We start from the raw sequence: 25,335 nt of genomic DNA on the forward strand, positions 1-25,335 counted from the left end.
CGGACTGCACCAGCAGCCACCTCACCGCGCATCCTCCGCCCATCCACGGCGCGTTTCGCCCTCCTTCGATCAACTTCTTGCGCAACCTCTGGCTCAACCTCTTGCGCAATGCGTTAGTGAGCGCTGACGTATTTCCTGTGCCTGACATTCTGGAAACCACCGCCGAACCGCCTAGGCGTGCCCTGCTCCAGATTCTCGCCGACGGCGAGCGCACCGTCAGCGAATTGGCTCAGAAGTTCCCCGTGACCCGCTCGGCCATCTCCCAACATCTGCTCTTGTTGGCAGAGGTTGGATTGGTTGAGGGGAGGAAAGTTGGCCGCAATCGGTACTACCGACTTAACCCCGCGGGGATGCGCGGCCTGCGAAGCGCACTGGAGTCCTTTTGGACCTCGGAGCTGGATCTACTGGTCACCGAAGCCACGGGCCTGACATCCTAAATATCATTCTCAAGGAGAACCCCCTCATGTCCATCAGCAAATCAGTATTCCTCCCGGTTTCCCCTAGCACCGCCTTTGACCTCGTCACCTCGCCCGAACGCCTGCGCCGGTGGCAGACCGTCGCCGCGCGTATGGAGTTGCGAGCCGGTGGCGACTACCGCTGGACGATGACTCCCGGTCACTCCGTCGCCGGAACCGTGAAGGAAATCGAGCCCGGGCGCCGCCTAGTCATCGGCTGGGGCTGGGAAGGTTCCGAGTCCTCGCCCTCAACGCTCACCATTACCCTGGAGCCGACCGAGGGTGGCATCACGCTGACCTTGCTGCACGAGGGTCTGGCCGCCGAGGACGTTGCGGGCCATGTCGAGGGCTGGAACCACTTTATGGATCGTCTGGTCCGTTTTAGTACCGATGGGGACGCTGGGCCCGATGAATGGGCGGCGCTCCCGGATCCGATCAACGAGCTCAATAGTGCCGAGGCAACGCTGGCCATAGTTCAACGTGTGCTGAACCAGCTCAAGGCGACCGATGCCGCTCTTCCCACTCCGTGTGAGAACTTCACGGTCTCCCAGTTGGTGGACCACCTCGTGGGTTCCGTGGTGGGCATCGGCAAGGCGCTGGGCGTGGATCATGTTGATAACGACTCCGCCACCGCCGAGGCACGCGTTGCCGATGCAGCCCAGGCAACGCTCGAGGCCTTCACGAAGCGCGGACTGGAAGGCACCATCAACATGGGCTTCGCCGAACTACCCGCCACCACCGTCGCGAACATCCTCAACCTCGAGTTCCTGGTTCACGCCTGGGATCTGGCCACTGCCACCGGAGCGGAACTAGACGTGACCCCGGGACTCTCGGACTACGTGCTGTCCCTAGCGCGGAACACCATCGGCCCGCAGATGCGCGGAACCAGCTTTGCGGAGGAAACGTTGGTCGACGAATCGGCCGCCAGCCTCGAGCGACTGATGGCCTTCACCGGCCGAGACGTTGCGGCCCGCTGATCGGCACGGAAAATCGAGGAGCACCCATGGTCAACGTTCGGTGCGAGATCCTGATCCAGCGTCCGCGCACCGTCGTGGCCGAGTTCGCCACCGATCCCGCCAACGCCCCCACCTGGTATGCCAACATCGGGACGGCCACTCACCGCGGTGGACCGCCGCTGGGTGTTGGCACGCTCGTGGACTTTGGCGCCCGGTTCATGGGGCGCGAGTTGAACTACACCTACGAGTTCGTCCGATGGGTGCCCGACACCACGTTAGTCATGCGCACCGCACAGGGCCCCTTCCCGATGCAAACCACGTACACGTTCAGCGATGAGGGCACCGGAACGCGCATGAGCTTAACCAACACCGGTGAACCGGCAGGATTTTCGAAGATTGCCGGATTCTTGATGACGCCGATGATGCGCCGAGCCATGAGCAAGGACCTGCTCAAACTCAAGACCCTGCTCGAGTCGGGCGCCGCCGAGCACTGACCCACGAAAAGCCGCGCCCACCAAAGCTTCGTGCGATTCGACGCGGCGGGTGGGCGCGGTATTGTGCCGCGAACACCAGAGTCCGCGGCACAATTTCGCTTCGGTGACCCGGGTTGGTGCAGACTTGGATGCATGATCACCGAACACGCATTGCTGCCAGTCATCGCGGGAATGGAAGAAGAATTCATGGCCGCGTTTGAACGCGCGCGCCCGCTCATCGCCGCCACCGAGGGCTTCGAAGGACTGCAGCTCTCGCGCAGCATCGAGACACCACACCATTTCCTGCTCTTGGTCCTGTGGCAGAGCGTGGAGGCGCACACCGTCGGCTTCCGCGGTTCTCAGAATTACCTGCAGTGGAAGCACCTGCTACACCGCTTTTACGAGCCGTTCCCGGTGGTTGAGCACTTTAGGACGATCGAGCCGATGAGAGCTTCGCCGGCCGAGCACGCCTAGCGACCACCGCGGCCGCGGAAAATCAAACCCGCATCCACAGCGGGCACACACCTTCCACACTCGCATTGCTCATCAAGATCTGAAAGGATCTGCCTCATGGACACCACACACAACCACCTTGTTGAAGGCACAGCTAACGCCCTGGGGCTGAGCGTTTATGAGCCGGGCACCCCCTCGGCATTGCGCCCGGTGGTCCTGCTTCACGGCTTTGCCTCATCCAGCGTGCTGAATTGGGTTAAGTCCGGTTGGATCCGCAGTCTGACAGAGGCCGGGCGCAAGGTATTGGCCGTGGATTTACCCGGCCACGGCACCTCTCCGGCGCCCGAGGATCTTGATGCCTACACTCCCAGCCGCATGCGTGCGGACCTGCTCCAACTGCTGATGGACCACGGGGTCACGGCTCTGTCCCCGAACGACGCGTTGAGCGGTGTGGATCTCGTTGGCTATTCCCTCGGCGCCCGCCTGGCGTGGGAATTTGGCGGTACACAGCAGCAGCTCGTGAACCGTCTGGTGCTCGGCGGTCCGGCCAGCATTGACCCGCTGGCCGCCTTTGATGTTGATGCCGCCCAACGGTTCCTGGCCGATGGCACATCGATCGTCGACGAATCCACGGCGGATTTGCTGCGCATGGCGATGACCGTGGAGTCCAACGATATGTTCTCGCTGATGAGCATGATCCTGGCCATCAAGACCGAACCGTTTGCGCCCGAGCAGATGGTCCCTTCGATGCCGACCCTGCTCGTGGCGGGAGACGGTGATGCGCTGGCCACCACCATGCCCCGACTCACCGAGCTCTTGAGTACTCGGGGAACACAAAAGTCGGTGCTCTGGATAGCGGGCCGTGACCACGCGAACGCCGTGACCAGCCGGGAGTTCAAGAACGCCGCGGTCGAGTTCCTGGGCGAGAAGTAAACCCGGACTCCGTGTATGGCCCCTCGCCCTCATGCCCGCGTCCGGCCATGGGCCGGGCGCATCCTGATTCAGCGGCCCGCCCCCACCTGCACCAATAGCTCCCCGAGCCGAGCGTGGGCGCGCTTCAGGGCCGGCAACGTCACCGGCAAGGATGCGGCCCGGTCGGTGCGGTGCTCGTCCCGATCGTTACCGACGGTGTTCCAGCAATCCAGGGCGAGGTAGAAGCAACCGCGACTACCCTCGGCGCCGGGGGTATAGACGGCCCGTGCCGCCAGCAAGTTGGCCGCCCCCGCCGCAGCACCCAGATCCCCGTAGACCAGGTTCTCGTCACCGGATCCGGCGGATAACCCCAGCGTCTTGGTCAGACGGCAGCCGTCGCCACCATGGACCTCGCACCACGGCTGACAGTCGTCCGGGTGCTGTTGGCCCCGGTGCCGGGCAACCCAGTCCACGTGGGTCGGCGCAACGCCCGCTTCTCGCTCGGCCAGGTGCGCGTCCCCGCTGCGGACCAGGGCCAGAAACCGTCCCAGCTGCGCGTGGACGGTTTTCATGCCCGCGGCGTTGGTTTGGAACGATGCCGTCGCCTCCCCACGGTAGGTGCTATCAATCCGGGCGAGGTTCAGGGTGCACCACAGTACTGGCGCGTGGTCCTCGTCATCGAGAAATTCGCTGCCCACCGAAAGCTCAAGGTCGTTGCAGCCCGAAATCCCGCCGCCGATCCCTTCCGGGTCGATCCCGGCCAGCGTCTCCCTGCTATGAAGTGTTGCGGGCTTTTCATAGAGCACAAACGCGGCCCCGCAGGTACCGCCGCCGTGATCCTCGCACCATGGCTGGCAGTATTCCGTGGTCTCTGGCATGGCTGTTGGCTCCTGGGCTACAACGGGAACGATGGTTGCTGCACACACTGCCATGAAGCACCGATACTTTGGCCTGCGGAACCCGCCGCCCACAAAAACGGCGGGTTCCGGATTCCCCCAAGGAACCCAGAACCCGCCGTTTCCCACATCAAGGGACCCCCAAGGTCCCCAGCGTCTTCGCCGAAGTTCTCGTCTCCCCCAAGGAGTCGAGATCACCCACGGGCAGACCACCTCGCCAACGTCGCTTGATCGGCACCCAGCCAATCCTCGATGTCTCTCCACAGGGGCAGACTCGTCTTTTGCGCGTTGTGCCTGAGCGGAGATGAGCTACATCTACCCGCTTTCACTAGCTAAGACACATGTTCGTCTGGATCGTGACGCGAGGTGGAAAAGAAAATCGAAAAACTTTTTCGAGACCTTCCCCGCCCCCGATGCCACGACCTTTCGAGGCTCACCATGCCACGGGCCGGACGCATCGAAAATACTTTGAGCCCACGCCTTGACATCCATCGAGATCCGCATCACACTGGATCGTATACGATTTCATACACAACAGGAGGAACCCGTGAGCGAAGAAGCCACAGCCACCGAATTGGTCAAGGTCGACCAGAGCACCTTCGATGCTGCAGGCAAGGTCCTTGCCGTTCATCTCTCCTACTCCTCACGGGCCGCCCAGCGCGGACGCACCCCCGCCTTCCCGTCGTACTTCATGAAGGCCTCTTCCTCCTTGGCAGCCTCCGGCGCCACCGTCGAACGTCCGGCCGGTACCGAATTGCTCGCCTTCGAGGGCGAAATCGCGCTGATCATCGGCACCGACGCCCGCCGCGTGTCCGTCGAGGACGCGTGGAGCCACGTTGGACACGTCAGCGCGTCCAACGACCTGGGCGTGTATGACATGAAGTACGCCGACAAGGGATCAAATATCCGCTCCAAGTCCGGTGACGGCTACACCCCACTGGGCCCCGTTCTCCTGCCGGCAGCCGCCCTGAACCCTACCGCTCTGCGCATCCGCACCTGGGTCAACGGCGAGATCGCCCAGGACGCCTCCACTGCCGAATTGATCTTCTCCTTTGCACAGATTGTTGCCGACCTTTCCCAGCAGATGACACTCAAGGCCGGGGACGTGATCCTCACGGGCACTCCGGCGGGTTCCTCGGTCATCGTGCCCGGTGACCTCGTGGAGGTCCAGGTTGATGACGAGGCAGCCGGACTGTCCACCGGTCGACTGGCCACCACCGTGGTGGAAGGCACCGCCACGTTCGCTGCCTTCGGCAACCAGCCAAAGATCACCGACGCGGACAAGGTTGACGCCTTCGGCACCGCCGCCGCAGCCGGCATCGATTCTCCGATCACCGGCAAGGAGGCACTGACCGATGAGGTCAAGGCCAAGTTGCTGTCGGTGGCCACGGCCACCATCTCCGGTGCGCTGCGCAAGCGCGGGCTGAACAACGTTTCGGTGGACGGGCTGCAGGCCACCAAGGGCATGAAAAAGGTCATCGGCACCGCCCGCACGCTGCGCTATGTACCGAACCGCGAGGACCTCTTCAAGACGCACGGTGGCGGCTACAACGCCCAGAAGCGCGTCATCGACGACATCGGGCCCGGTGAAATTCTCGTCATGGAGGCCCGCGGCGAAAAGGGCTCGGGCACGCTGGGCGACATCCTGGCCATGCGTACCCAGGTGCGTGGTGCCGAGGCCATCATCACCGACGGCGGAGTCCGCGACCTTGACGCCGTCGCAGCCCTGGACATCCCCACCTTCCACAACGGGGCACACCCCGCGGTGCTCGGGCGCAAGCACGTGCCGTGGGACACCGACGTGGCAGTGGGTTGCGGTGGCACCACCATCGTTCCCGGGGACATCGTGATTGCCGATGCCGATGGCATTCTGGTCATCCCGCCGCACCTGGCAGCGGAGATCGCCGACGAGGTCGTTGAATCCGAACGCCAGGACACCTTTGTGTTCCTGAACGTGAAAAACGGTAACCAGATCAAGGGCCTGTTCCCGATGAACAAGGAATGGAAAGCCAAGTACAACGCATGGGTCGCCGACGGCGAACCGGAAATCTAGACCGCCGTGGCCCCGAGTAAATCAGAGTCGGCCTACCGGCTGCTACACGAACGGATCACCGAGGGTTCCTTCACCCCCGGTTACCGACTGGTGCTGGGTACCATCGCGGCGGAACTTGGCTGCTCGGTGGTCCCGGTGCGCGAAGCCATCCGGCGTCTGGAAGCAGAAGGTCTGGTGACCTTCGAACGCAATGTCGGAGCCACCGTGGTGACTACCGATGCCGCTCTGTATCTGCACACCATGCAGACCCTGGCGATCATCGAGGGCGCGGCCACGGCCCTGAGTGCCCCGTTTGTTGATGCCGGGCAGCTGGCCGCGGCCCGCGCCATCAACCAGCTCATGAGCGAGTTGTTGCTCGATTTTGATGCCACCCGATTTACCGAACTGAATAACGAGTTCCACCAGGTGCTCTACCAGCATTGCCCCAATCCGCACATTCTGGATCTGGTGCACCGCGGGTGGAACCGGATGTCGCTCATGCGCTCCTCGTCGTTCACCCACATCCCCGGCCGCGCCAGGGAATCGGTGAAGGAACACGAACAGATCCTGGATCTGATCGAGGCTAAGGCCCCGGCCGCCGAGATTGAACAGGCGGCTCGGGCCCACCGCACCAGAACACTCAACGCCTACCTCGCGGCGGCCAGCCTTCCGGCCTCACCGCTCTAAAGAACCGGCGCGGGATCACCCGCCGCCAGCACACTTACCAGCAAGGAGAGAACATATGAGCAAGCACTTCGTTCCCGAGAACCTCCCGACCCACCTGCAGCACTACATTGGCGGGCAATTCGTTGACTCCATCGGCGGGGAAACCTTTGACGTCCTGGATCCGGTGACCAACACCAATTACGCCACCGCTGCCGCCGGCCAAAAGGCAGACATCGATGCGGCCGTCGCTGCGGCCACCGAGGCGTTCAAGAACGGCCCGTGGCCGAAGATGAAGGCCCGCGAGCGTGCCAAGGTGCTCTACAAGATCGCCGATGCGGTGGTCGCCGCCGAAGACCGCCTCGCCGAGATGGAAACCTTCGACACCGGCCTACCGATCACCCAGGCCCGAGGCCAGGCCCAGCGGGCAGCCGAGAACTTCCGCTTCTTCGCCGATTTGATCGTCGCCCAGCACGACACCGCGCTGAAGGTGCCCGGATCCCAGCTGAACTACGTGAACCGCAAGCCCATCGGCGTCGCCGGACTCATCACCCCGTGGAACACGCCGTTTATGCTCGAATCCTGGAAGCTCGCCCCCTCGATCGCCTCCGGTTGCACCGTGGTGCTCAAGCCGGCCGAGTTCACCCCGCTCTCCGCCTCCCTGTGGGCCACCATCTTCAAGGATGCCGGCCTGCCCGACGGCGTTTTCAACCTGGTCAACGGCATCGGCGAGGAAGCCGGCGACGCACTGGTCAAGCACCCGGATGTCCCGCTGATTTCCTTCACCGGCGAGTCCTCCACCGGACAGCTGATCTTCCGCAACTGTGCCGAGAACCTCAAGGGCATGTCCATGGAGCTGGGCGGCAAGTCTCCGGCCATCGTATTTGCCGATGCCGACTTCGACGCGGCCATCGATTCAACCCTCTTCGGTGTCTTCTCCCTGAACGGCGAGCGCTGCACCGCCGGTTCCCGCATCTTGGTGCAGCGCCCGATCTACAACAAGTTCGTGGAGGCCTATGCGGCCCGCGCCAAGAACATCACCGTGGGCGACCCGCACGATCCGGCCACGCAGGTCGGCGCGCTGGTCCACCCGGAGCACTATGACAAGGTCATGAGCTACGTGGAGATCGGCAAGTCCGAGGGCCGCGTGGTGGCCGGCGGTGGACGCCCGGAGAATCTGCCCGAGGGCCAGGAAAACGGCTCCTACGTCGCCCCCACGGTATTTGTTGATGTGGCTCCGGATGCGCGCATCTTCCAGGAAGAAATCTTCGGCCCGGTCGTGGCGATCACCCCGTTCGACACCGACGAAGAAGCCCTCGAGCTGGCCAACAACACCAAGTACGGTCTGGCCGCCTACATCTGGACCAACGATTTGAAGCGCGCGCACAACTTCGCCCAGGACGTCGAGGCCGGCATGGTGTGGCTCAACAGCCACAACGTGCGTGACTTGCGCTCCCCCTTCGGCGGCGTGAAGGCCTCGGGCTTAGGACATGAGGGCGGCTACCGCTCCATCGATTTCTACACCGACCAGCAGGCAGTGCACATCACTCTCGGTGAGGTTCACACCCCCAAGTTCGGCGCCTAGTTTCCTCCCCCTCCCCCAATATTTTTTCGCGAAGGAGCGAACCCACTATGACGAAGTCACCAGCAAACCCCATTCCCACCCCATCGGTTCCGGCCCCGGACATCCTGCGCTGCGCCTATGCCGAACTCGTGGTCACCGACCTGGCCGCCTCGCGTAAGTTCTACGTCGATGTCCTGGGCCTGCACGTTTCCTACGAGGATGACACGCAGATCTACCTGCGCTCCTTCGAAGAGTTCATCCACCACAACCTGGTCTTGACCCTGGGTCCGGTCGCAGCGCTGAAGGCCATGGCCTTCCGTGTGCGTTCCAACGAGGAAGTTGACGCTGCCGAGGCCTACTACAAGGAACTGGGCTGCCGGACCGAGCGTCGCAAGGATGGCTTTGTCCGCGGCATCGGCGATGCACTGCGCGTGGAGGATCCGTTGGGCTTCCCCTACGAGTTCTTCTTCGAGACCACCCACGTGGAACGCCTGCACATGCGTTACGACCTGTACTCCGCCGGTGAACTGGTCCGTTTGGATCACTTCAACCAGGTGACCCCCGATGTTCCGCGGGGCCGGGCGTACCTCGAGGACTTGGGCTTCCGCGTCACCGAAGACATTCAGGACGAAGAGGGAACCACCTACGCGGCCTGGATGCAGCGCAAGGGCACGGTGCACGACACCGCGCTGACCGGGGGCGATGGTCCGCGCCTACACCACGTGGCCTTCTCCACCCACGAGAAGCACAACATCATTCAGATCTGCGACAAGATGGGTGCCCTGCGCATCTCCGATCGCATCGAGCGCGGCCCGGGACGCCACGGCGTCTCCAACGCGTTCTACCTCTACATCCTGGATCCGGATGATCACCGCATCGAGATCTACACCCAGGATTACTACACCGGGGATCCGGACAACCCGGTCATCACCTGGGATGTCCACGATAACCAGCGTCGCGACTGGTGGGGCAACCCCGTTGTTCCGTCCTGGTACACCGAGGCTTCGAAGGTCCTTGACCTGGACGGCAACGTCCGCGAGGTCCACAAGCGCACCGACAGCTCGGAGATGGCAGTGACCGTCGGGGCCGACGGCTTCTCCTACACCCGCGCTCCGGGCGATGCCATGACCGGGGATCCGGGCGAGGAAATCGGTTTCAAGATGGGCAACCAGGTCTAGATAGATCATCCGGCCGGGGGTCGGTTCCTCGGTGACGCATCGGTTGATGCATCACCGAAGAACTGGCCCCTTGTTGCGTTTGTGCCCCTTGGCCACGGCCCGCCACCGCGCTACCATTCGTTTTCGCTCCCCGTGCTCAGCGCTCAGCGCTCAGCGCTCAGTGCTCCACCGCGTAGCGCAGGAAGACCATCCCGTTGTCGAAACGACGTTCATCAAGCAGTTGCAGGGCTTGATGAACACCGTCGGGGAACATCCGTTTTCCGCCCCCCACGAGCATCGGGGCCACGTAGATCTGGACCTCGTCGATGAGTTGCGCGCTCCATGCTGATGCGGCCACATCCGCCCCGGAAATACCGAGGTCATGCCCGGCCGACGCCTTAATGTCCCGGACCCGATCGGGATCAAAATCGCGCTCTAGCCGTGTGCGCTTGGTGGACACCGCCTCAAGCGTGTGCGAAAAAACGATCTTGTCGGCAGCCTGCCAGATCCGAGCGAACGCCGCGTTCCCTTCCGATGCTGCGGCATATTCGGGGTCGGTTTCCCAGCCGATCATCATTTCATACATGGTGCGCCCGTAGAGGTAGGTACCCACATCGCGCTCGGAAATATTGATAAAGTCCAGCACCTCTTCGCCCGGGTACGCCCACCCGAAGTCCCCGGACTCGTCGGCGATATAGCCGTCCAGCGAGGCGAGAAAGGTGTAAATCAACTTGGACATGGTGGGCCCTTCGACGGCGTGTGGCTAACTCTCTGGCTGGTATAAAAGCACGCAAATGTGTCGACCTCACGCTACTCTGCGGTGTGCACGAAGTCATCGGATATCGGAGACGAACAACTAGCTCTGGCGACCTCGTGCCCAGCCGGGTCTTCACTCACACCGGGAATCCGATCACACTAAGTCCATGGGTAAGCAGTCGGGACTGCAGTTTCGGGATCGGGCACAGGCAGGCACTGCGCTCGGCGAGGTTTTGACCGCTCAGGGAGTGAACGGGTCATGCGTGGTGCTGGGGCTCCTCCGTGGTGGGGTGCCGGTTGCCGCGGCGCTGGCCCAGCGGCTGGATGCGGAGCTCGGGGCCCTGGCGGTTCGTAAGCTCGGGGTTCCGGGACAGCAAGAGCTCGCGTTCGGGGCCATCGCCTCCTATGGTTCGGCGCACGGGAGATACGTGGTGCCGCGGGTGTACCGGCAGACTCTAGATCTGGTGCCACACGCCGACTTGCTGGATGTGGAAACACGCGCCGCGCTCGAGCTCCAGCGCTTGGCCAAGCTCTTTGCCAGCTTCGCCCCCGATCTCAACGGCCGCACGGTGGTGCTCTGTGATGACGGGTTGGCCACCGGAGCCACCATGCGCGCCGCCCTGGACGTGGTGGCTCAATATGAGACCCGGGAAATCATCACCGCCGTTCCCGTGGCACCGTCCAAGCTGATCCATCCCCTGGCCGGGGCGTCGGCCGCTATCGTGCTCATTTCCCCACCGGATTTTTCCTCCGTTGGCGCACACTATGTCGACTTTTCACAGGTCACCGAGGACGAAGTGCTCCAGCTTCTGCGCACCGCGCGGGAAACACCCCATGCCGATGGGCATCGATCCTAAACGCGGCCCCCCGAGGAGAATCCGTTGATTTAGTGGGCGACGTTTAGCCTCGGTAGCGTGCCGATCTCCACACCGTTCTTGTCGCTGACCCGTAGCGTCTCTCCGTCTACCGTCACGAAGGCGGCGCCCGAAAGCCAGGTGTCCATCCCGAGACAACCAATCAACGTCATGGTCATCTCTTGCAGCTCGAACTTCTTCCCGGAACCGGTCCAGGTGCCGGATAACGAGTTGCACCCATCGTTGCCATTAAAACGACCTTCCGGAGCGAACCACAGCACCTCAGAACCTTCCGTGGCGCCGCCCCATTGGCCGATGACCGCTGCGTTGGCATCAACTCCACGCGATGGGCTCGGTGAGCTCGGCCCGGGTGACGTGTACGCCGGCGAGCTCGTCTCCGGCGAAGCGGTTGGAGAGGTCATCTGGTTCGGCGTGCTTGACGTGGTGGGTCCGCGCTGGTCGGTTGGTGACACCATGCGGGGAGCAGAGCTATCGGCTCCGCCGGGCCCGGTCGAACATCCGGCCAAGGCAGCAGCCATGACCGCAACCATGATCGAGGTCCGCGTTCGCTTCATGCTCACATGCTAGCTCCCCGAACCGGATTTCAGCAGCGGTCGTGTTGCCCCGCGCGCGCGAGGCAACTAGCAGGAGTACAACATTCGCGCGCGAGTCAGAAATTGGAGCGTCCCGGTGGCTAGGACGGCTCACGGGCAGAAGTCGCGCTGGGGCATGCTGGGGCATCGGGACAATCACCAGCGCACTGCCATCGCGCCGATGTTAGGTCCCGAACGTTCTCCGCCATCTCCACCAAGACCTTCGATAGTTCGGATCATCCACACCGGAAAAACACGCCGTAAAGGTTGGGCGATCGGATGTCCGGACCGCGTTCGCCGCCGGTTTGATGACATTTAGAGGACAGAAGTCTGGCGATTCACCCGGAGCTATGTGCGGATCAATGATGGCGCGCTCAGTGAAGTTCTCATCGCACTCCAAGGAGCCGCCAGTCCGAAGGTTCCGCCCGCGAGACCACAATAGGGGCAGCAAGGAACTGAGCATCCTCGATGGTGGCTTCGCGCGCCCGGCGGCGCCCGGCCCATGGGCAATGACCCCGGACAATCGAGCAACCAACACTTCTGCCGCCTTTTTTGGCATCATCGGTCATCACGTGGAAAAGACCGCGGGCCGGTGGATCGTGGCTGGGAGACCGCACGGGACGTGGCTGGGGCACACTTAGGAGATGACAACCGAGCATATAGCCCCCACCCGCTTTGACGATCGTATGGCGGCCGGCACTTTTTTGGCCGTGGGCTTGGCAGCTTATGCTCAAGACCCCAATGCATTGGTCCTTGGCCTGCTGCGCGGCGGGGTGCCGGTGGCAGCCGAGGTGGCCACCCGATTGGGACTTCGGTTTGATGCCCTGGCGGTGCGTCGACTGGTGATGCCCGAACGCACCGAGATCGCCTTCGCCGCGATCGCCGCCTACGGCGAACATACCTCGTTGAAGTACGTTGAGGGCGTCTGGGACTCCGCGCAGCTACGCTTCGAGAAGGCGATCCTGGACCAGGTCGAAATCACCGCACGGCAGGAACTCGAGGAGTTGCGTGCCCGCCTGGTCGGCCAGAGCGTCCTGCCGGTCGCCGAGCGCACCGTGATCCTGGTTGACGATGGCATGGCCAGCGGGGCCACGATGTCCGCGGCCATCGAGCTGATGCGCGAGGCCGGCGCCGGGCGCATCGTCGTGGCCGTCCCCGTGGCACCGAAGGAAGCCCTCAGGGAGGTGACGCCGCTCGTTGATGAGCTGCTCTGCGCCATCACGCCCAGGGTCTTCCACTCCGTCAGCGCGTTCTACTCACGCTTTGATTCGCTCGCCGACTACGAGCTCACCGCCCTGATTCCCCGCCGCTAGACGGTAACCCTCGCGCGGGCGGACGCAGCATAAAGGGGCCGAGCGACCCTCTCCCCCGGCCGGTTCAGCGCGGAGAAGAGGGCAATCGCTCGGCCCCTTGGAGTTGGTGGTGAGGTTTAGGCGTGCTTACCGTGGTGCTTGGCGTCGTGTGCCGCCTGCAGTTCCGGGTCCACGTCCTCAACATGCAGATTGTTGCCCTTGGTCTCCCCCACCCACAGCACGGCTGCGACCGAGATCAGGGTGAGCACCATGATGTAGAGGGCGATGGAGATCGACTTACCGGTTTCCTCCAGCAGGATCTGGGCGACGGTCGCAGCGAAGGCGCCACCGAGGATCGCGCCCAGTGCGTAGCCAATGGAGATGCCCGAGTAGCGGATGTGCGCCGGGAACATCTCGGCGTACATGGCCGACTGCGGTCCATAGGACAGCCCCAGCCCGGTGGTCAGCACGAAGACCGAGAGCCCGTAGAGGAAGATGGACCCGGTGTCGATGAGCATGAACATCGGAATCATCCAGACGAACACGATGGCGTAGCCGAGGACAAAGGTATTTCGTCGTCCGATGATGTCCGAAAGCCACCCGCCGACCAGGGTGAAGATCAGCCAGCCGACGGCACCAATGGTGGTCGCCAGCAGCACCGGTGCGACGGGCATACCCAGCACCTTGGTGGTGTAGGAGATGAAGAAGGCGATGACCAGGTAGCCGGCCGCGTTGTTGGAGATGAAGATCAGTGCGGCCTGGAGGACTTCCTTGGTATTGGTCTGGAAGAGCTGCTTGAGCGGGGTGTGCTCGCTGGCCTTGCGAAGGGCCAGCTGCTTGAAGACCGGGGACTCCTCCACGGCCTTACGAATCAGGTAGCCGACCACGATGAGCACGACCGAGAGCAGGAACGGGATGCGCCAGCCCCAGGTGCCGAACTGCTCCGGGGTCATCGAGGTGCGCAGGATGTAGAGCATGCCGGTGGCGATGATCATACCGATCGGAACGCCGATCTGTGGGTAGGCGCCAAAGTATCCGCGCTTGTTTTTTGGTGCGTGTTCAACGGCCATCAATGCCGCGCCGCCCCATTCGCCGCCGGCGGAGAAGCCCTGGATGATCCGCAGCAGCACCAGCAGGATGGGTGCCCACACGCCAATGGAGGCGTAGGTAGGCAGCATGCCGATCAGTGCGGTGGCCGCCCCCATCAGGATCAAGGTGGCAACCAGGACGCGTTTGCGTCCGTATTTGTCGCCGAGGTGTCCGGCCACGATCGCGCCCAACGGGCGGAAGAGGAAGGAGATGCCGATCATGGCAAAAGCCAAGATCTGGGCCAGACCCGGGTTCGATTCTCCCAGGGGCGCCAGGAACAACGGGGTGAGTAGCGTCGCCGTCAGCTGGGCGAAAATGAAGAAGTCGTACCACTCGATGGTGGTGCCAACCAAGGTTCCGGCGAGAACCCGGCGCTCCTCGGATCGTTTCGAGGGTGCTGTCTGAGATAAGGAAGACATGAGGAGCTCCAGCGTCGGGCGCTTCGCGCATTGTGAGTGTTGACCGACCGTTCGGACGGTAAGTGTGCTGTGAACATGATAACCCATGATGGTGATAACTCTCACATCATTTCCCGGGCGGCGACGCCTCGAGCCGCGAATCCCCGCCGGCCCCTAATCTTCGTGAAGGAATTCTTTAGCGCGCCGAAGCGCCGAGCAGCCGCGTGGAGCTTCAGCCGAAACGTCCTGCGGATTATTCTCCCCGCGGCCGAGGCCATCACGAGTCACAGTCGTTACTGTTGAAGGATGGGCCACCAGCTATATGTGCCCGAGCATGTGGGCCGGCATTTCGTTGTCGAGGGCTCCCTGGGTCTCAGGGCGCAATAATCCCGCGCGCCAACCACTGGTCGACCAACGGATTCCCTGATGATCCCGCTCGAGGTTTGCTCCGGGCACGACCAAGACCACCTTTCCGGCCGACGTTTGATTCCGACGTGGCGGGTCCGGCCTGCCGCCGTTCGGGATTACTCGGCCCCGGCACCAACCCGACGCTACCGATCAGCTCACGGTGTCAGTTGAGCACCCCTGCGTCCCATTGATCCGAGGAGTACCCCATGCGCGTTCTAGTTGTGAATCACATCAGCCTCGACGGAGTCCTGCAAGGTCCTGGGCGAAGCGACGAAGACACCCGTGACGGTTTCCGGCACGGCGGCTGGGCCGAACCGGACAACGACCCGGCGATGGGTGCGGCCATGGGCGAGCGGATGGGCCACGACTTCGCTTGGCTATTTGGTCGACGCAGCTACAACGACATGCTCACTCACTGGAACGAGGTCGGCGGACCGTTCAAGGACGGCCTCAACCAGGCAATCAAATACGTTGCCTCCTCCAGCCCCGAAACCAGACTCCCCTGGCCGAACTCCACACTGCTCGCCGGTGATGTCCAGAATCAGGTAGCTGCGCTACGCGAGCAGCCCGGCGGCAACCTCGTCATCATGGGCAGCGGTCAACTCATCCGTTCCCTCCTTCCTCACGGCCTCGTCGACGAGCTGTTTCTCATGATTCACCCGATCGTTCTCGGTTCCGGCCACGGCCTGTTCGGACCGGAGGAAAAAGCGCACCGGATGCAGCTGATCGCCTGCAGCCCCACCGCCACGGGAGTTCTCCTGGCCACCTACCAACCGACCGCAATGACGTGAGTCGGCGAGGCATTCGCGAGTCCTCCGCTCGCAACGGGCGCGCTCTGCGTCCCGCGGCCGCACGCCTGCTGGATTCGACGATTTGGATCGCTGGTGGTGACGTGTTTGAGCGCGAGGCGGTTTGGCAACGATGAAGTAAACCCGATGAATTCCGAGCTTGTGGTGTTTCAAGCCCCGTGGCATTGCATCTCATTGGAGGGGTCCCGAGCGCCGCCGCTTCCCGGCCGGTTCTCAGCGCGGCGCGTCATGGACCCCGGAGTCGCGGGCCGCGGGGCTGGGCGCCAGCGGATGCTCCATGACCACCGCGGGACGGAGGTGATCGGACGCTCGTGCCAAAGTGGCCACGACTGCCGGGGAAAAGTGGCAATGTTGAGGCATCAACCGTGCGTGGCCCACCGCTCTCGTCGAGGTCCCAGTGGGGCGGGGAAAACCATCGCAGCTTCCTGAATTCAGTTTGGTCCGCTGGAATCCTCGCATTCGATCAGCAAGTGTTCTAATATCGAACGAGTGGTTCTAATAAGGAACTGCTTCTGCACCGCACCCCCACCGGCGGCCGAACGACAACCTGCAGCCACCGACCATGCCACCACAGCGCGAATCCCAAAGGATGGCCACCAAACCCATGACTGTCACCGGCACGCCCGCCCCGGCATCCCAGACTCTCTCCCGCGGCATCCGCATGCTCGAAATCCTGGCCGAGGCCAGCGGACCGATGACCATTGCCGAACTTTCCTCCGGCCTCGGGGTACACCGCTCCATCGCCTACCGCATCCTGCGCACCCTGGAATCGCATCGTTTGGTGACCCGGGATGAGTCGGGCCGTGTGCACGGTGCCCCCGGTCTGGCGGTGCTGGCCTCTAGCGTCCAGCGAGATCTGCAGAGTGCCGCCCTGCCGGAACTAACCCTGCTGGCCAACGAGCTCAAAATGTGTGCCTTCATCGCCGTCTGGGACCAACCAGATTGCACCACCTTGGTCACCGTTGAACCACGCCACGTGCACGCGGCGGTGGTTCAACGTCCCGGTTCCCGCCACCCCTTTGGGCATGGAGCGCCCGGCATCGCCATGCAGTCAACACTCACCGAGGATGCGTGGAACGCGCTAAATCACGAGACCGGCTACCGGCAGATCGCCACCACCGCTCGCGCTCTGGGCTACGCCACCAGCATCGATGAGGTGATCCCCGGGCTGTCCTCGGTGGCCGCCCCGATTATGATGCCCGGGCAGCTACCGGCGGCGGTCGCGGTGGTGTACTCCACCGGCTCGGAGCACATCGATGTGAATGACATCGGCGAACGAATCAAGGCGGCCGCCCGCGCCATCGAAGCCGAACTCGGTTAACCACAGCGGCCAGCCCCAGCCAGCGCCCGATGACACTGGCCGGAACTGGCCGGAACCGCTGAAGGCTCGCCGGAGCTAGGTGGAGCTTCTTGGAGCTTCCTTGGAGCTAGGGCAGCTGTCGCAGCATGACCCGGCGCTGTTGGACGCGCAGCAGGGCCATACCGATGCCGGAGATCAGGATCAGTCCCGCGGCAGCACTGGACACACCGAAGGCGCCGGCGTAACCGTGTGAATCCGCCAGCACTCCGGCCAACGAATTACCAATGGCGGTGCCCACCACGATGCCCGAGGAGAGCAGCGTCATCACCGTGGAGAGACGTGTTGGCGGGGCGATTTCCCCACCCAGGGTGAAGATCGTGACCAGAATCGGTCCGACCCAGATACCGACCAGCAACAACGCGCCGATCATCGGCAGAACCTCGCCGGGCAATTGCAGGACCAACGAGGCGGGGACCATGAAGATGGCGGCGGCCAGCCAGCGGCTGGCTTGCGGCCAGCCGCTGGGCCAGAAGGCCACCGAGAGCGCGGCGATCGCCGAGGTGAACCCCACCGCGGCATACAGCAGCCCGCCAATGTTGGCATCGCCCATGGCACCGGCGAAGGCCAGCGTTCCGGCGGCGCTGGAGCCAAAGAACGTGCCCATGCCAATCATGCCCAGGATCGCGATGCCGATCCCGATGGCCTGGGCCGAGGTGAGCTTGGCCTTCACGGCGTCGCGCACCGCCGGCACCACCGCGCGCTCGGTGCGGTGCACCGCAAAGAGCGGGACCAAGATCAGGGTCAACAGTGCGGCGATGGCCAGCGGGAGCCAGGGTGCCACCAAGGCGGCGAAGAGACCCACGAGCGCTGGGCCGAGCACAAAGCCCAGCTCGTCGACCATTGATTCGTAGCTCAGGGCCGCGCCCAGCTCCTTCCCGCCGGATTTTCGCTTAGCGGTCAGCGCCATCCAGCGCACCCGGGCCAGCGGACCAACCTGCGGACCGCTGGCGCCGGCGAGGATCGAGAGTACGGTAATCACCGGCAGAGATGCCAGTGGCCCGGCACCACCAAACCACATGAGGGCCGTGACAAAGATGACTTGTAGCAGTGCGACGGGAATCAGCACGCGGCGCTGACCGAACCGATCGGCAAGGTATCCGATGGACGGTCCGCCCACGGCGGAGCCCAAACCCACCATCGCGGCGGACATGCCGCCGGCGGCGTAGGATCCGGTTGAATCGCTGATCAGCGTCATCGAACCGATGGTGAGCATCGCTAAGGGTAGGCGGGCGAAGAAGCCCAGGGGGAAGAAGGCCCACCCGGAGAGCGGCGGAAGCGCCGCATAGGGTGAGGATTTGGTCTTGGGGGCAGAAGTGGTCATGGTCAACCGGGTACTCCACAGAAACGCGTGTAGCGTCCCTGCCTCCCGCTACACAGAACCCTTTGCAGACATCTCCCATCCTAACCGAGGCTTACAACGACGGAGCTCACACCCCGATCTGCATCGAAACGGTGGAGCCGAACTGCGACTTGTGCACGTTGAGCTGGGTAGCGATGCGTTGCTTCATCTCCGCGACATGAGATACCACCCCAATGACGCGGCCCCCGCTGCGCAGCTTCTCCAGCGCGTCCATGACGAGTTCAAGCGTTTCGGCGTCCAGCGAACCGAAACCCTCGTCAACAAAGAGCGTTTCGATGTCGATGCCACCGGATTGCGCCTGGATCACGTCGGCCAGACCCAGCGCGAGGGCGAGGGAGGCCATGAAGGACTCCCCACCCGAGAGCGTTTGGGTATCGCGTTTGACCTGGGTCCACGAGTCCAACACCTGCAGGCCGAGGCCGGATTTGTTATTCCCCCGCGGGGTGTCATCGTGAACCAACGAATAACGCTGCCCGGTCATCATCAGCAGTCGTTGGGTGGCGGCCAGCGCGACCGACTCCAGCCGGGCCGCGAGCACGTAGGTGCTCAGGGTCATTTTCAGCCGGTTCTCCCCCGCTCCGCGCACCAGCTCGGAAATCCCCTTCAGCGTGGCGTAGCGCTCCAGCACCGGACCAGCCTCCCGCGCCAGCACCTCCAAGGCGTGCAGTGCTTCCTCCAGCCGCTGGGCGTAGCTGGCGAGCACGGCGTCGCGGGATAAGACGGCATCACGGGCGGTTGTTGCCACCGCAAGAACCTGGGCCGCCGCGGCGTGCTCGGCATCGTCCGGGGCCCCGATTCCGGCAGCGGCCTCGCGCCGGGCCGCCTCGATTCCGGGCGCCTCGGCCAGCGTCTTGATGCGCACCGCCTCATCGTTGTGAGCGCGCACCTCCCGCTGGTGAACGGTGCGTCGAGCATCATCCAACAGCAGGGCACGCCAGGCAGCGGTATCGGGGACAGAAATCTCGCCCAGCTTCTGCTCCCACAGTTTTGCCGCGGCATTCTCCGTCCTACCGGCCTCGAGGCACGTCCGCACGGCGGAGACAACGCCTTCCAGCGCGGTTGCGCCGGCTAACAGCAGTGCGTGGCGTTCGGTCAGGGACTCTCCGGCCCTGCCCAGCTTGGCCAGCCGCGTCTCCAGCTTCAAGACCCGGGCCGCTTGCGCTTCCTGCTTCGCGGCCGTCACCTGACGTTCGGTTTCGGCCGCGGAGACTTCGACCTTCAGGGTGTCGAGCTCGATTTCCGAGGCGTGCAATTTCTCTTCGGCCGCGCTTTGTTGCTGGCCCGAGGCCAGTGCCGATTCATGCGCCGCCGTCGCGGAGGCCAGCTCCGTGGCGGCAGCGGCGGTACTGAGCTCACCGATCTTTCCGCGACAGAGATCAAGGGCCGTTTCCGCCTTCTTCAGGGCAGCATTCCGCTGGTCCTGGGCCTTTTCGGACACCGCCAGCAGGTTCCGGGCGGCCTCGATGCCGTCATTGGTGACCAGCTCACCCTCCGGCAAGCTGGCCGGTTCGGGGTGAGAGGTGGAACCGCAGACCAGGCACGGTTGCCCGTCGCGCAGTTCCTGCGCCAGCACCGCGGCGGATTGTTCAAGCCGCAGCGTGATCAGGTTATTAACCCGCTCGCGGGCATCCAGCGTGTGCGTCCGCGCCGTATTGGCCGCCGAATGTGCCGTTGCCTGCGCCTTTTCGGCTTGGGTCCGCTCGAGCACCGCGTCACGGCGTTGTGTGGCGGCCAGCACCGCGGCCTCAAGTGCCGCTGCCGACTCGGTGAGCGCGGCAAATTCCGCATGTTGTTCGCGCAGCATCGGCAGTTCCGCGTTGATCACCTCGATCCGGGCCGCGCGTTCGGTCTGCTTCGCTGAGAGGGCACCGAGGCGCTGCCCCAGGACAAGAACCTCGCCGCGCACCTGTTCCAATTCCTCCTCCTCGGGCAGGGCCGCCTCGATCAACGCGGCGGCAGCGCGCGCGGCCTGCGCGGCCTCACTTCCGTGACCGGCCAGGGATTCGAGCACGGCCGCCTCGGGTTCCGAGCCGCGGGCAGCATCCAGCACGGCGGCGATATCGGGTTCCCGGGCGAGCAAAAGCTCGTTGGCTTCGCCGCTCTGAACCGCGGCTGCTGCCGCGGCGAGCAGGCGGTGTGCCTCCCCAACCTTCGCCCGGGCGTCAACACATTGCTGGTGGTAGGGCAGCAATCCGACGGCGCGGGCATCTGCCTCCAGCAGCGCACCGAGTGCGGCGATCGATTCGGCGTGGGACTCGTGAGCCTGACGCAGGTCCCCCAGTTCACTCAGCTGCCGATGCCGGGTGGCCCGCTCATCGAGCGCAGCATGGGATTTCTGCGCCGCGGCCACTTCCGCATCGGCACGCTCACGGCTCTGCCCCAGCCCACTGCGGGTGCCCCGAACCTCGGCGCGCAACAGCTCACCGAGTTCGGCACCGTCCCCCGCGGCTAGGTGTTCGCGGGCCGCCTGCGGCAATCCACCGGACCCCTCCTCGTCCGGCTGCGCGTAGAGCGTGGAGCTCGCGTCCGCCGCCAGCTGCGCCAGGGTGGCGCTGCGGGCCCGCTCGGCGTCCTCGGCCTCGGCGCGGGCGGCAGTGGCGCGCTCACTCAGGATCCGCTCGGTCATCGCATAATCGCTGGTATCAAAGAGCGAGCGCAGCAGCTCCTCGCGGTCCTTGTCCTTGGCGCGCAGGAACGCGGCGAAGGCTCCCTGTGGCAGCATCGCCACCTTGGTGAACTGCTCCATGTTGAGGCCCAAGATCTCGGCCAGCACGAGTCCGACCTCGTCGTTGCGCGTGGATTTTTCCACCCACACCCCGGCGACGCGCTCCCGCAGCCGAGACTGGGCATTCTCAATGGTGAAACCTTTTTTGCTGCGCTTCGAGGGCCTGTTCCAGGCGGGCGAACGGGTGACCTCAAAGCGCCGACCGCCGGTGGAGAACTCGCAGATGACCTCCGGGGCCGCATCGGGGGCCGCATGGTCACTACGCAGTGACTTGGACCCGGTGCGGACCCCGGGCAGCGAGCCGTAGAGGGCGTAACAGATGCCGTCGAGCACGCTGGTCTTCCCCGCCCCGGTTTCCCCGTTGAGCAGGAAGATCCCGGCTTCGGAGAGCGCATCGAAGTTGATGGACGCGCGCTTGGCAAAGGGGCCGAAGGCCTCCAACTGCAGTGCATGGACCCTCATCGTTGAACCTTCTCGCTACGCACCTGGGCCAGGACCGAGGTCATCAGCTCTTCCTCGGCTTCGTTGAGCGGGCGCATTCTCACGTGGTCAACAAACCCCGCGCAGACGTCCACCGGGGAGATTGCTGCGGCCAGTCGGTCGGCGTAGGAATGCTGTTCGTCCGCGGGCCGGTCCTCGGGCTCAAAGTTCAGCACCAGGGTGTCGGGGAAGCGGGTGCGCAGCCGTTCCATGGCTCCGGCGGGGCGGTGCGTGTCGGTGAGCGTGATCTGGCACCAGGCGTCCGTGGCCGACTCGTGGGCCGGATCGGTGAGTAGCGCATCAATCTTGCCCTTGAGGATGCGCAGTTCCTTGGCCGCGGGCCAGTCGATGCCGCGCACCTCACCCAGCCCGTCGGGGCCTAGCTCCAGCAGCCAGGCGCCCTTGGAATGCCCGGCCTCGGAGAAGGAGTATGGAATCGGGGAGCCGGAGTACCTGATGTGGTCGGCCAGCTTCTGCCGCCCATGCAGGTGGCCCAGGGCGGCATAGGTGAAGTCGGTGAAATAGCTCGTGGGCACGATGTCCAGCCCGCCGATGCTCAGTTCGCGCTCCGACTCCGAGGCAGCACCTCCGGCGGCAAAAACGTGGGCCAGCACGATGGAATGCACCGGATGTTGTGCCGCATCCTGCCGAGCGGCCACATCCGCACGCACCTTTTGCAGGGCCGCGTGGATGACCGGCGGGTGCCCGGGTTCGGTAACCTCCAGGGCCTCGGCGACCATCCGCGGTTCCAGATAGGGCAGCCCATAAACGGCCACCTCAAAGCCTTCCCCGTGAAAGAGCGCGGGTCGGTCCATGGTGGCCAGGGAGGTGCGCAGGTGCAGCCCCGCATGCTCCAGCAGTGCCGAGCCGAAGCCCAGGCGCAGGGCAGAATCGTGGTTGCCGCTGGTGATCACCATTTGCACGCCGGTTTCGCGCAATCGCAGCAGGGTATCGTCGAACAATTTCACCGCATCCACCCCCGGAAGCGCCCTGTCATATACGTCCCCGGAGACCAGCAGCACATCAACCGCCTCGGCCTCGATGGTGCTGATGAGCCGGTCAATAAATTCACGCTGGGCTTCCAACAGCGAAGCCTGGTGGAAGGTGCGGCCCAGATGCCAGTCGGAGGTGTGCAAGATACGCATGAAGTCCACAGTAGCGACACCGTGGGACGCGTTGGTATTCGCAGTCTCAAGCAGCGGAAAACTACTAGACTGGGATCGTGAGTGAATCAACTGATCAGTACGCGCTTCCCGCCGATTATTCGGACCATGTTTTTGGCGTGCTGCTGGCCGCTGCCGACGGTGCAGCCCACGCCCGTGACGGCCAGGAACCCGGTGAAACCGAGACCCTAGCCCTGTACCTGCTTGACGGACTGCTCGAGGCCCTGGAATGGGCCCATGAGGGAGTTGCCTCCGATGAGGCTGCCTGCATGTGGTTGGCCGCGCTGCGCTGGTACAAGCTGGTCAACAAGTCCTACCCCGTTGATGCCCCCGAACCGCAACCTCGCTGGATCGATGAGGCCTTTGCCGGGGCTCCGGACTTCGCCACCGGCGATTCGCAGAACCTGCTGGCGCTGGATAACAAGGACATGGCCTCCGTGGGCCGGCCCTTGTTCCCCGAGGCCAATAGCACCGGGGTACTGACCCGCGCCGCGTTCATGGCGTTACTGCCTCGAGTGGATGAGGCCACCACCGCCAAGATCGCCACCGACGCCGCAGCCCTGACCCACGGTCATCCGGCCGCCCACCGTGCCGCAGCAGCCGCTGCTCTGGTGGTGCGTGCCGCCCTGGAATCCGGGACCGACTCGATCAGCCGCTGGGCCACGCTGGTTCAGGAATTTGATGTTCAGGACCCTGAGACCCCGCAGATAGATATCGACGCCGTTGCTACCGACCTGGACGCTGGTGAGGATGAAGCGAATGACGCTGAACTCAGTGACGATGAGCAGAGCGAGACCGTAGACCTCAGTGCCGGTGCGGGACTCGTGAGGGCCGTGAAGTACGTGACCCGCGCGCTGAAAAACGCGGATCCCCAGGCCTCCTACGATGCGCTCTTCGACGCCCTGGGCGAGGAACCCGATGTTGAGACCGCGGCCTTCGCCACCACACTGCTGGCAGCGGTGCAGGGCACCGACGCCGTGGCTCACCGCCCGGCATCGGAAATTGACCCGATCCTCGATGCGATGCACGACCGCTGGGTAGCCCTCACCGCCGGACAGTAAGACACCGCCTAGCGCCCCGAGCTCCGCACCGAGCGCCCCAAAGTTTGGCGGTCGCTGCGGGGCTCGGTGCCATGGGCTGCGCACAGGCCGCGGGCAATTCCTCGAGACATTCTCCTGGGCACCGCTGCATCGTGGGGCAGTTTGCTCCCTGCCTCCGGCCCCGGCGAGGTAGATCAGACAGTCGCTCGTACGCGCGCGCGCGCGAATGAGCAGGGAATCTACCCACCGCGGGCGCTCGAATTCACGGCTACTGCGCGGCAACCGGCAAACATCTGCAGCGCGGCGAGGAAATAACAGTCGTGCCCATATCCGGTACGCTGGCGCGGGCCTACCCGCCCGAGGCTAGTTGGCGAGAGCTCGCCCGTGAGGGAATGGGCACCCTGTGGGAGTTGCGCACCCAACGAGCCAACGCTTAGGCGGCGTCAAAGCCGTCAATCAGCTGCAGGAATTCGCCCTCGGCCAGAATTGCTACCCGTTGTCCGGCCTCCTGGAGGCGCAGCACCCGCTTAGCCTTACCGGTCAACCGGCCGGTGGAGAGATCTTCTGGCACAAAGCCGTCACCCACCACCAAGACCGTGGTGGCACGGGTGACCCGGCTGGCGGTGGAAGCACCACGCTCCGCCGCCCGGTCCTTAGCGACCTGGCGGGAAATGCGCAGGTTACCGGTGAACACCACCATCTCGCCGTACAACGGGTGAGCGGGGTCAGCCAGTGGATCACCGCTGCGATCCTCACCCTCCTGCGGCCAGGCGGCCCACTCCGGCTGTACCGGGACCGCATTACCGCTGGCGGCCCACCCGTGGGCATCGCGCGTGGCCTTGGACAGCGCGTCACCCGGGGCATAGGCGGGGGCGAAGCCCATCTTGACCTTTAGTTTGTCGGCAGCCGCAACTACAGCATCCACGTCCTGGCGATGGGCGATGTCGATCATGATCTGGGCGCAGGCCCGGGCATCGGCGAGCGCATCGTGGTGGTTCTCCATTGGAGAGCCGGCCTCTTCGGCCACAAAGGGCAGCGAGTAGGAGGAGAGTTCGTAGGTGCGGCGGGACATCTTCACGGTGCAGGCGTACTCAAACGCCGGACCGGAAAGTTCTGAAACTTCCAGACCCGAGCGGATCACGCCCAGATCGAAGGCCGCATTGTGCGCCACCAGGGTGTCGGTGCCGATGAAGTTGGCCATCGGGGTGAAAATCTCGCCAAAGCGCGGGGCGTTGGCGACCATGTCGGCGGTGATGTGGTGGATCATCACGTTGCGCGGATCGAAGTGGTCAAATCCGACCGGCGGGCGCATCAGCCAGTTGGCTTCCTCAACGATCTTTCCGCCACGGACTCGGCTGAGTCCGACGCTGCAGGCGGAGCCACGGAATCCGTTGGCGGTTTCAAAGTCTATTGCTGTAAAGTCCAGAGCCACGTGCCACAGCTTACC

At 64.1% G+C, this 25,335-nt stretch carries 23 protein-coding genes; 15 read left to right on the plus strand and 8 right to left on the minus strand.

Annotated elements, in window-relative coordinates; translation table 11 throughout:
* Window positions 1-137 precede the first annotated feature (137 nt).
* The 5 genes from KUF55_RS18780 (at window position 138) to KUF55_RS11000 (ending at window position 3,270) form a co-directional block, all read left to right on the plus strand.
* Window positions 138-437 carry a helix-turn-helix transcriptional regulator gene (locus KUF55_RS18780; RefSeq protein ID WP_255556979.1) on the plus strand — a complete coding sequence of 100 codons (300 nt, stop codon included), beginning with the start codon at window positions 138-140 and terminating at the stop codon, window positions 435-437.
* Between the two features lie 26 nt (window positions 438-463).
* Window positions 464-1,432, plus strand: coding sequence for a TIGR03086 family metal-binding protein (locus KUF55_RS10985; protein WP_218816666.1), 969 nt, complete (start codon window positions 464-466; stop codon window positions 1,430-1,432).
* Between the two features lie 26 nt (window positions 1,433-1,458).
* Window positions 1,459-1,905: an SRPBCC family protein gene (locus KUF55_RS10990; RefSeq protein WP_218816667.1), complete on the plus strand. Its 447-nt coding sequence runs from the start codon at window positions 1,459-1,461 to the stop codon at window positions 1,903-1,905.
* A gap of 132 nt (window positions 1,906-2,037) precedes the next feature.
* The gene (locus KUF55_RS10995) at window positions 2,038-2,358 is read left to right on the plus strand and encodes an antibiotic biosynthesis monooxygenase (RefSeq protein WP_218816668.1); all 321 of its coding nucleotides are present in this window, start codon (window positions 2,038-2,040) and stop codon (window positions 2,356-2,358) included.
* 96 nt (window positions 2,359-2,454) lie between these two features.
* Entirely contained in the window at window positions 2,455-3,270 is an 816-nt protein-coding gene (locus KUF55_RS11000) for an alpha/beta fold hydrolase (RefSeq protein WP_218816669.1), read from the plus strand.
* Between the two features lie 68 nt (window positions 3,271-3,338).
* Here the strand turns inward: KUF55_RS11000 and KUF55_RS11005 are convergent, their stop codons facing one another.
* Window positions 3,339-4,127, minus strand: coding sequence for a hypothetical protein (locus KUF55_RS11005; RefSeq protein WP_218816670.1), 789 nt, complete (start codon window positions 4,125-4,127; stop codon window positions 3,339-3,341).
* A gap of 565 nt (window positions 4,128-4,692) precedes the next feature.
* On the opposite strand from KUF55_RS11005, the gene KUF55_RS11010 reads away from it, so the two are divergent.
* From KUF55_RS11010 to hpaD, 4 genes are read left to right on the plus strand one after another with little or no spacing between them, the layout of a single operon-like run.
* Entirely contained in the window at window positions 4,693-6,198 is a 1,506-nt protein-coding gene (locus KUF55_RS11010; protein WP_255556981.1) for a fumarylacetoacetate hydrolase family protein, read from the plus strand.
* Window positions 6,199-6,204: 6 nt separating this feature from the next.
* Window positions 6,205-6,864, plus strand: coding sequence for a GntR family transcriptional regulator (locus KUF55_RS11015; protein WP_132358250.1), 660 nt, complete (start codon window positions 6,205-6,207; stop codon window positions 6,862-6,864).
* Window positions 6,865-6,919: 55 nt separating this feature from the next.
* Complete coding sequence (gene hpaE / locus KUF55_RS11020; RefSeq protein WP_218816671.1) at window positions 6,920-8,425, plus strand: 5-carboxymethyl-2-hydroxymuconate semialdehyde dehydrogenase; 1,506 nt, start codon at window positions 6,920-6,922, stop codon at window positions 8,423-8,425.
* Window positions 8,426-8,472: 47 nt separating this feature from the next.
* Entirely contained in the window at window positions 8,473-9,582 is a 1,110-nt protein-coding gene (gene hpaD / locus KUF55_RS11025; RefSeq protein ID WP_218816672.1) for a 3,4-dihydroxyphenylacetate 2,3-dioxygenase, read from the plus strand.
* Between the two features lie 157 nt (window positions 9,583-9,739).
* On the opposite strand, the gene KUF55_RS11030 is transcribed toward hpaD, so the two are convergent.
* Window positions 9,740-10,300: a dihydrofolate reductase family protein gene (locus KUF55_RS11030; RefSeq protein ID WP_132358256.1), complete on the minus strand. Its 561-nt coding sequence runs from the start codon at window positions 10,298-10,300 to the stop codon at window positions 9,740-9,742.
* 184 nt (window positions 10,301-10,484) lie between these two features.
* Here KUF55_RS11030 and KUF55_RS11035 point away from each other — a divergent pair, with 184 nt between their 5' ends.
* Window positions 10,485-11,174 (plus strand): phosphoribosyltransferase, encoded by a 690-nt coding sequence (locus KUF55_RS11035; protein ID WP_218816673.1) that lies wholly within the window; start codon window positions 10,485-10,487, stop codon window positions 11,172-11,174.
* A 29-nt stretch (window positions 11,175-11,203) separates the two neighbouring features.
* Here KUF55_RS11035 and KUF55_RS11040 read toward each other — a convergent pair whose 3' ends face one another.
* Complete coding sequence (locus tag KUF55_RS11040) at window positions 11,204-11,452, minus strand: META domain-containing protein (protein WP_218816674.1); 249 nt, start codon at window positions 11,450-11,452, stop codon at window positions 11,204-11,206.
* 13 nt (window positions 11,453-11,465) lie between these two features.
* On the opposite strand from KUF55_RS11040, the gene KUF55_RS11045 reads away from it, so the two are divergent.
* Both KUF55_RS11045 and KUF55_RS11050 read left to right on the plus strand, forming a co-directional pair.
* Window positions 11,466-11,759, plus strand: a complete 294-nt coding sequence (locus KUF55_RS11045) for a hypothetical protein (RefSeq protein WP_218816675.1) — start codon at window positions 11,466-11,468, stop codon at window positions 11,757-11,759.
* 649 nt (window positions 11,760-12,408) lie between these two features.
* Window positions 12,409-13,077 (plus strand): phosphoribosyltransferase, encoded by a 669-nt coding sequence (locus KUF55_RS11050; protein ID WP_218816676.1) that lies wholly within the window; start codon window positions 12,409-12,411, stop codon window positions 13,075-13,077.
* Window positions 13,078-13,193: 116 nt separating this feature from the next.
* On the opposite strand, the gene KUF55_RS11055 is transcribed toward KUF55_RS11050, so the two are convergent.
* On the minus strand, window positions 13,194-14,564 hold the full coding sequence (locus tag KUF55_RS11055) for an MFS transporter (protein ID WP_132358264.1): 1,371 nt from the start codon (window positions 14,562-14,564) through the stop codon (window positions 13,194-13,196).
* Between the two features lie 593 nt (window positions 14,565-15,157).
* Here KUF55_RS11055 and KUF55_RS11060 point away from each other — a divergent pair.
* Together KUF55_RS11060 and KUF55_RS11065 are read left to right on the plus strand one after the other, a co-directional pair.
* A complete protein-coding gene (locus KUF55_RS11060) occupies window positions 15,158-15,742 on the plus strand; it encodes a dihydrofolate reductase family protein (protein ID WP_218816677.1) in 585 nt (194 codons plus the stop codon).
* A gap of 622 nt (window positions 15,743-16,364) precedes the next feature.
* A complete protein-coding gene (locus tag KUF55_RS11065; protein WP_132358268.1) occupies window positions 16,365-17,081 on the plus strand; it encodes an IclR family transcriptional regulator in 717 nt (238 codons plus the stop codon).
* A gap of 106 nt (window positions 17,082-17,187) precedes the next feature.
* Here KUF55_RS11065 and KUF55_RS11070 read toward each other — a convergent pair whose 3' ends face one another.
* The 3 genes from KUF55_RS11070 to KUF55_RS11080 form a co-directional block, all read right to left on the minus strand.
* Complete coding sequence (locus KUF55_RS11070) at window positions 17,188-18,441, minus strand: MFS transporter (RefSeq protein ID WP_218816678.1); 1,254 nt, start codon at window positions 18,439-18,441, stop codon at window positions 17,188-17,190.
* A gap of 106 nt (window positions 18,442-18,547) precedes the next feature.
* Window positions 18,548-21,667 carry an AAA family ATPase gene (locus tag KUF55_RS11075; RefSeq protein ID WP_218816679.1) on the minus strand — a complete coding sequence of 1,040 codons (3,120 nt, stop codon included), beginning with the start codon at window positions 21,665-21,667 and terminating at the stop codon, window positions 18,548-18,550.
* Window positions 21,664-22,830: an exonuclease SbcCD subunit D gene (locus KUF55_RS11080; protein ID WP_218816680.1), complete on the minus strand. Its 1,167-nt coding sequence runs from the start codon at window positions 22,828-22,830 to the stop codon at window positions 21,664-21,666. Before KUF55_RS11080 ends, KUF55_RS11075 begins: the two co-directional genes overlap by 4 nt.
* A gap of 77 nt (window positions 22,831-22,907) precedes the next feature.
* On the opposite strand from KUF55_RS11080, the gene KUF55_RS11085 reads away from it, so the two are divergent.
* Window positions 22,908-23,909 carry an ADP-ribosylglycohydrolase family protein gene (locus tag KUF55_RS11085; protein ID WP_218816681.1) on the plus strand — a complete coding sequence of 334 codons (1,002 nt, stop codon included), beginning with the start codon at window positions 22,908-22,910 and terminating at the stop codon, window positions 23,907-23,909.
* A 412-nt stretch (window positions 23,910-24,321) separates the two neighbouring features.
* Here KUF55_RS11085 and KUF55_RS11090 read toward each other — a convergent pair whose 3' ends face one another.
* Complete coding sequence (locus tag KUF55_RS11090; protein WP_218818764.1) at window positions 24,322-25,320, minus strand: exonuclease domain-containing protein; 999 nt, start codon at window positions 25,318-25,320, stop codon at window positions 24,322-24,324.
* Window positions 25,321-25,335 lie beyond the last annotated feature (15 nt).

This window comes from Paeniglutamicibacter sp. Y32M11, from assembly GCF_019285735.1.
In the GTDB taxonomy this organism is placed as follows: Bacteria; Actinomycetota; Actinomycetes; order Actinomycetales; family Micrococcaceae; genus Paeniglutamicibacter.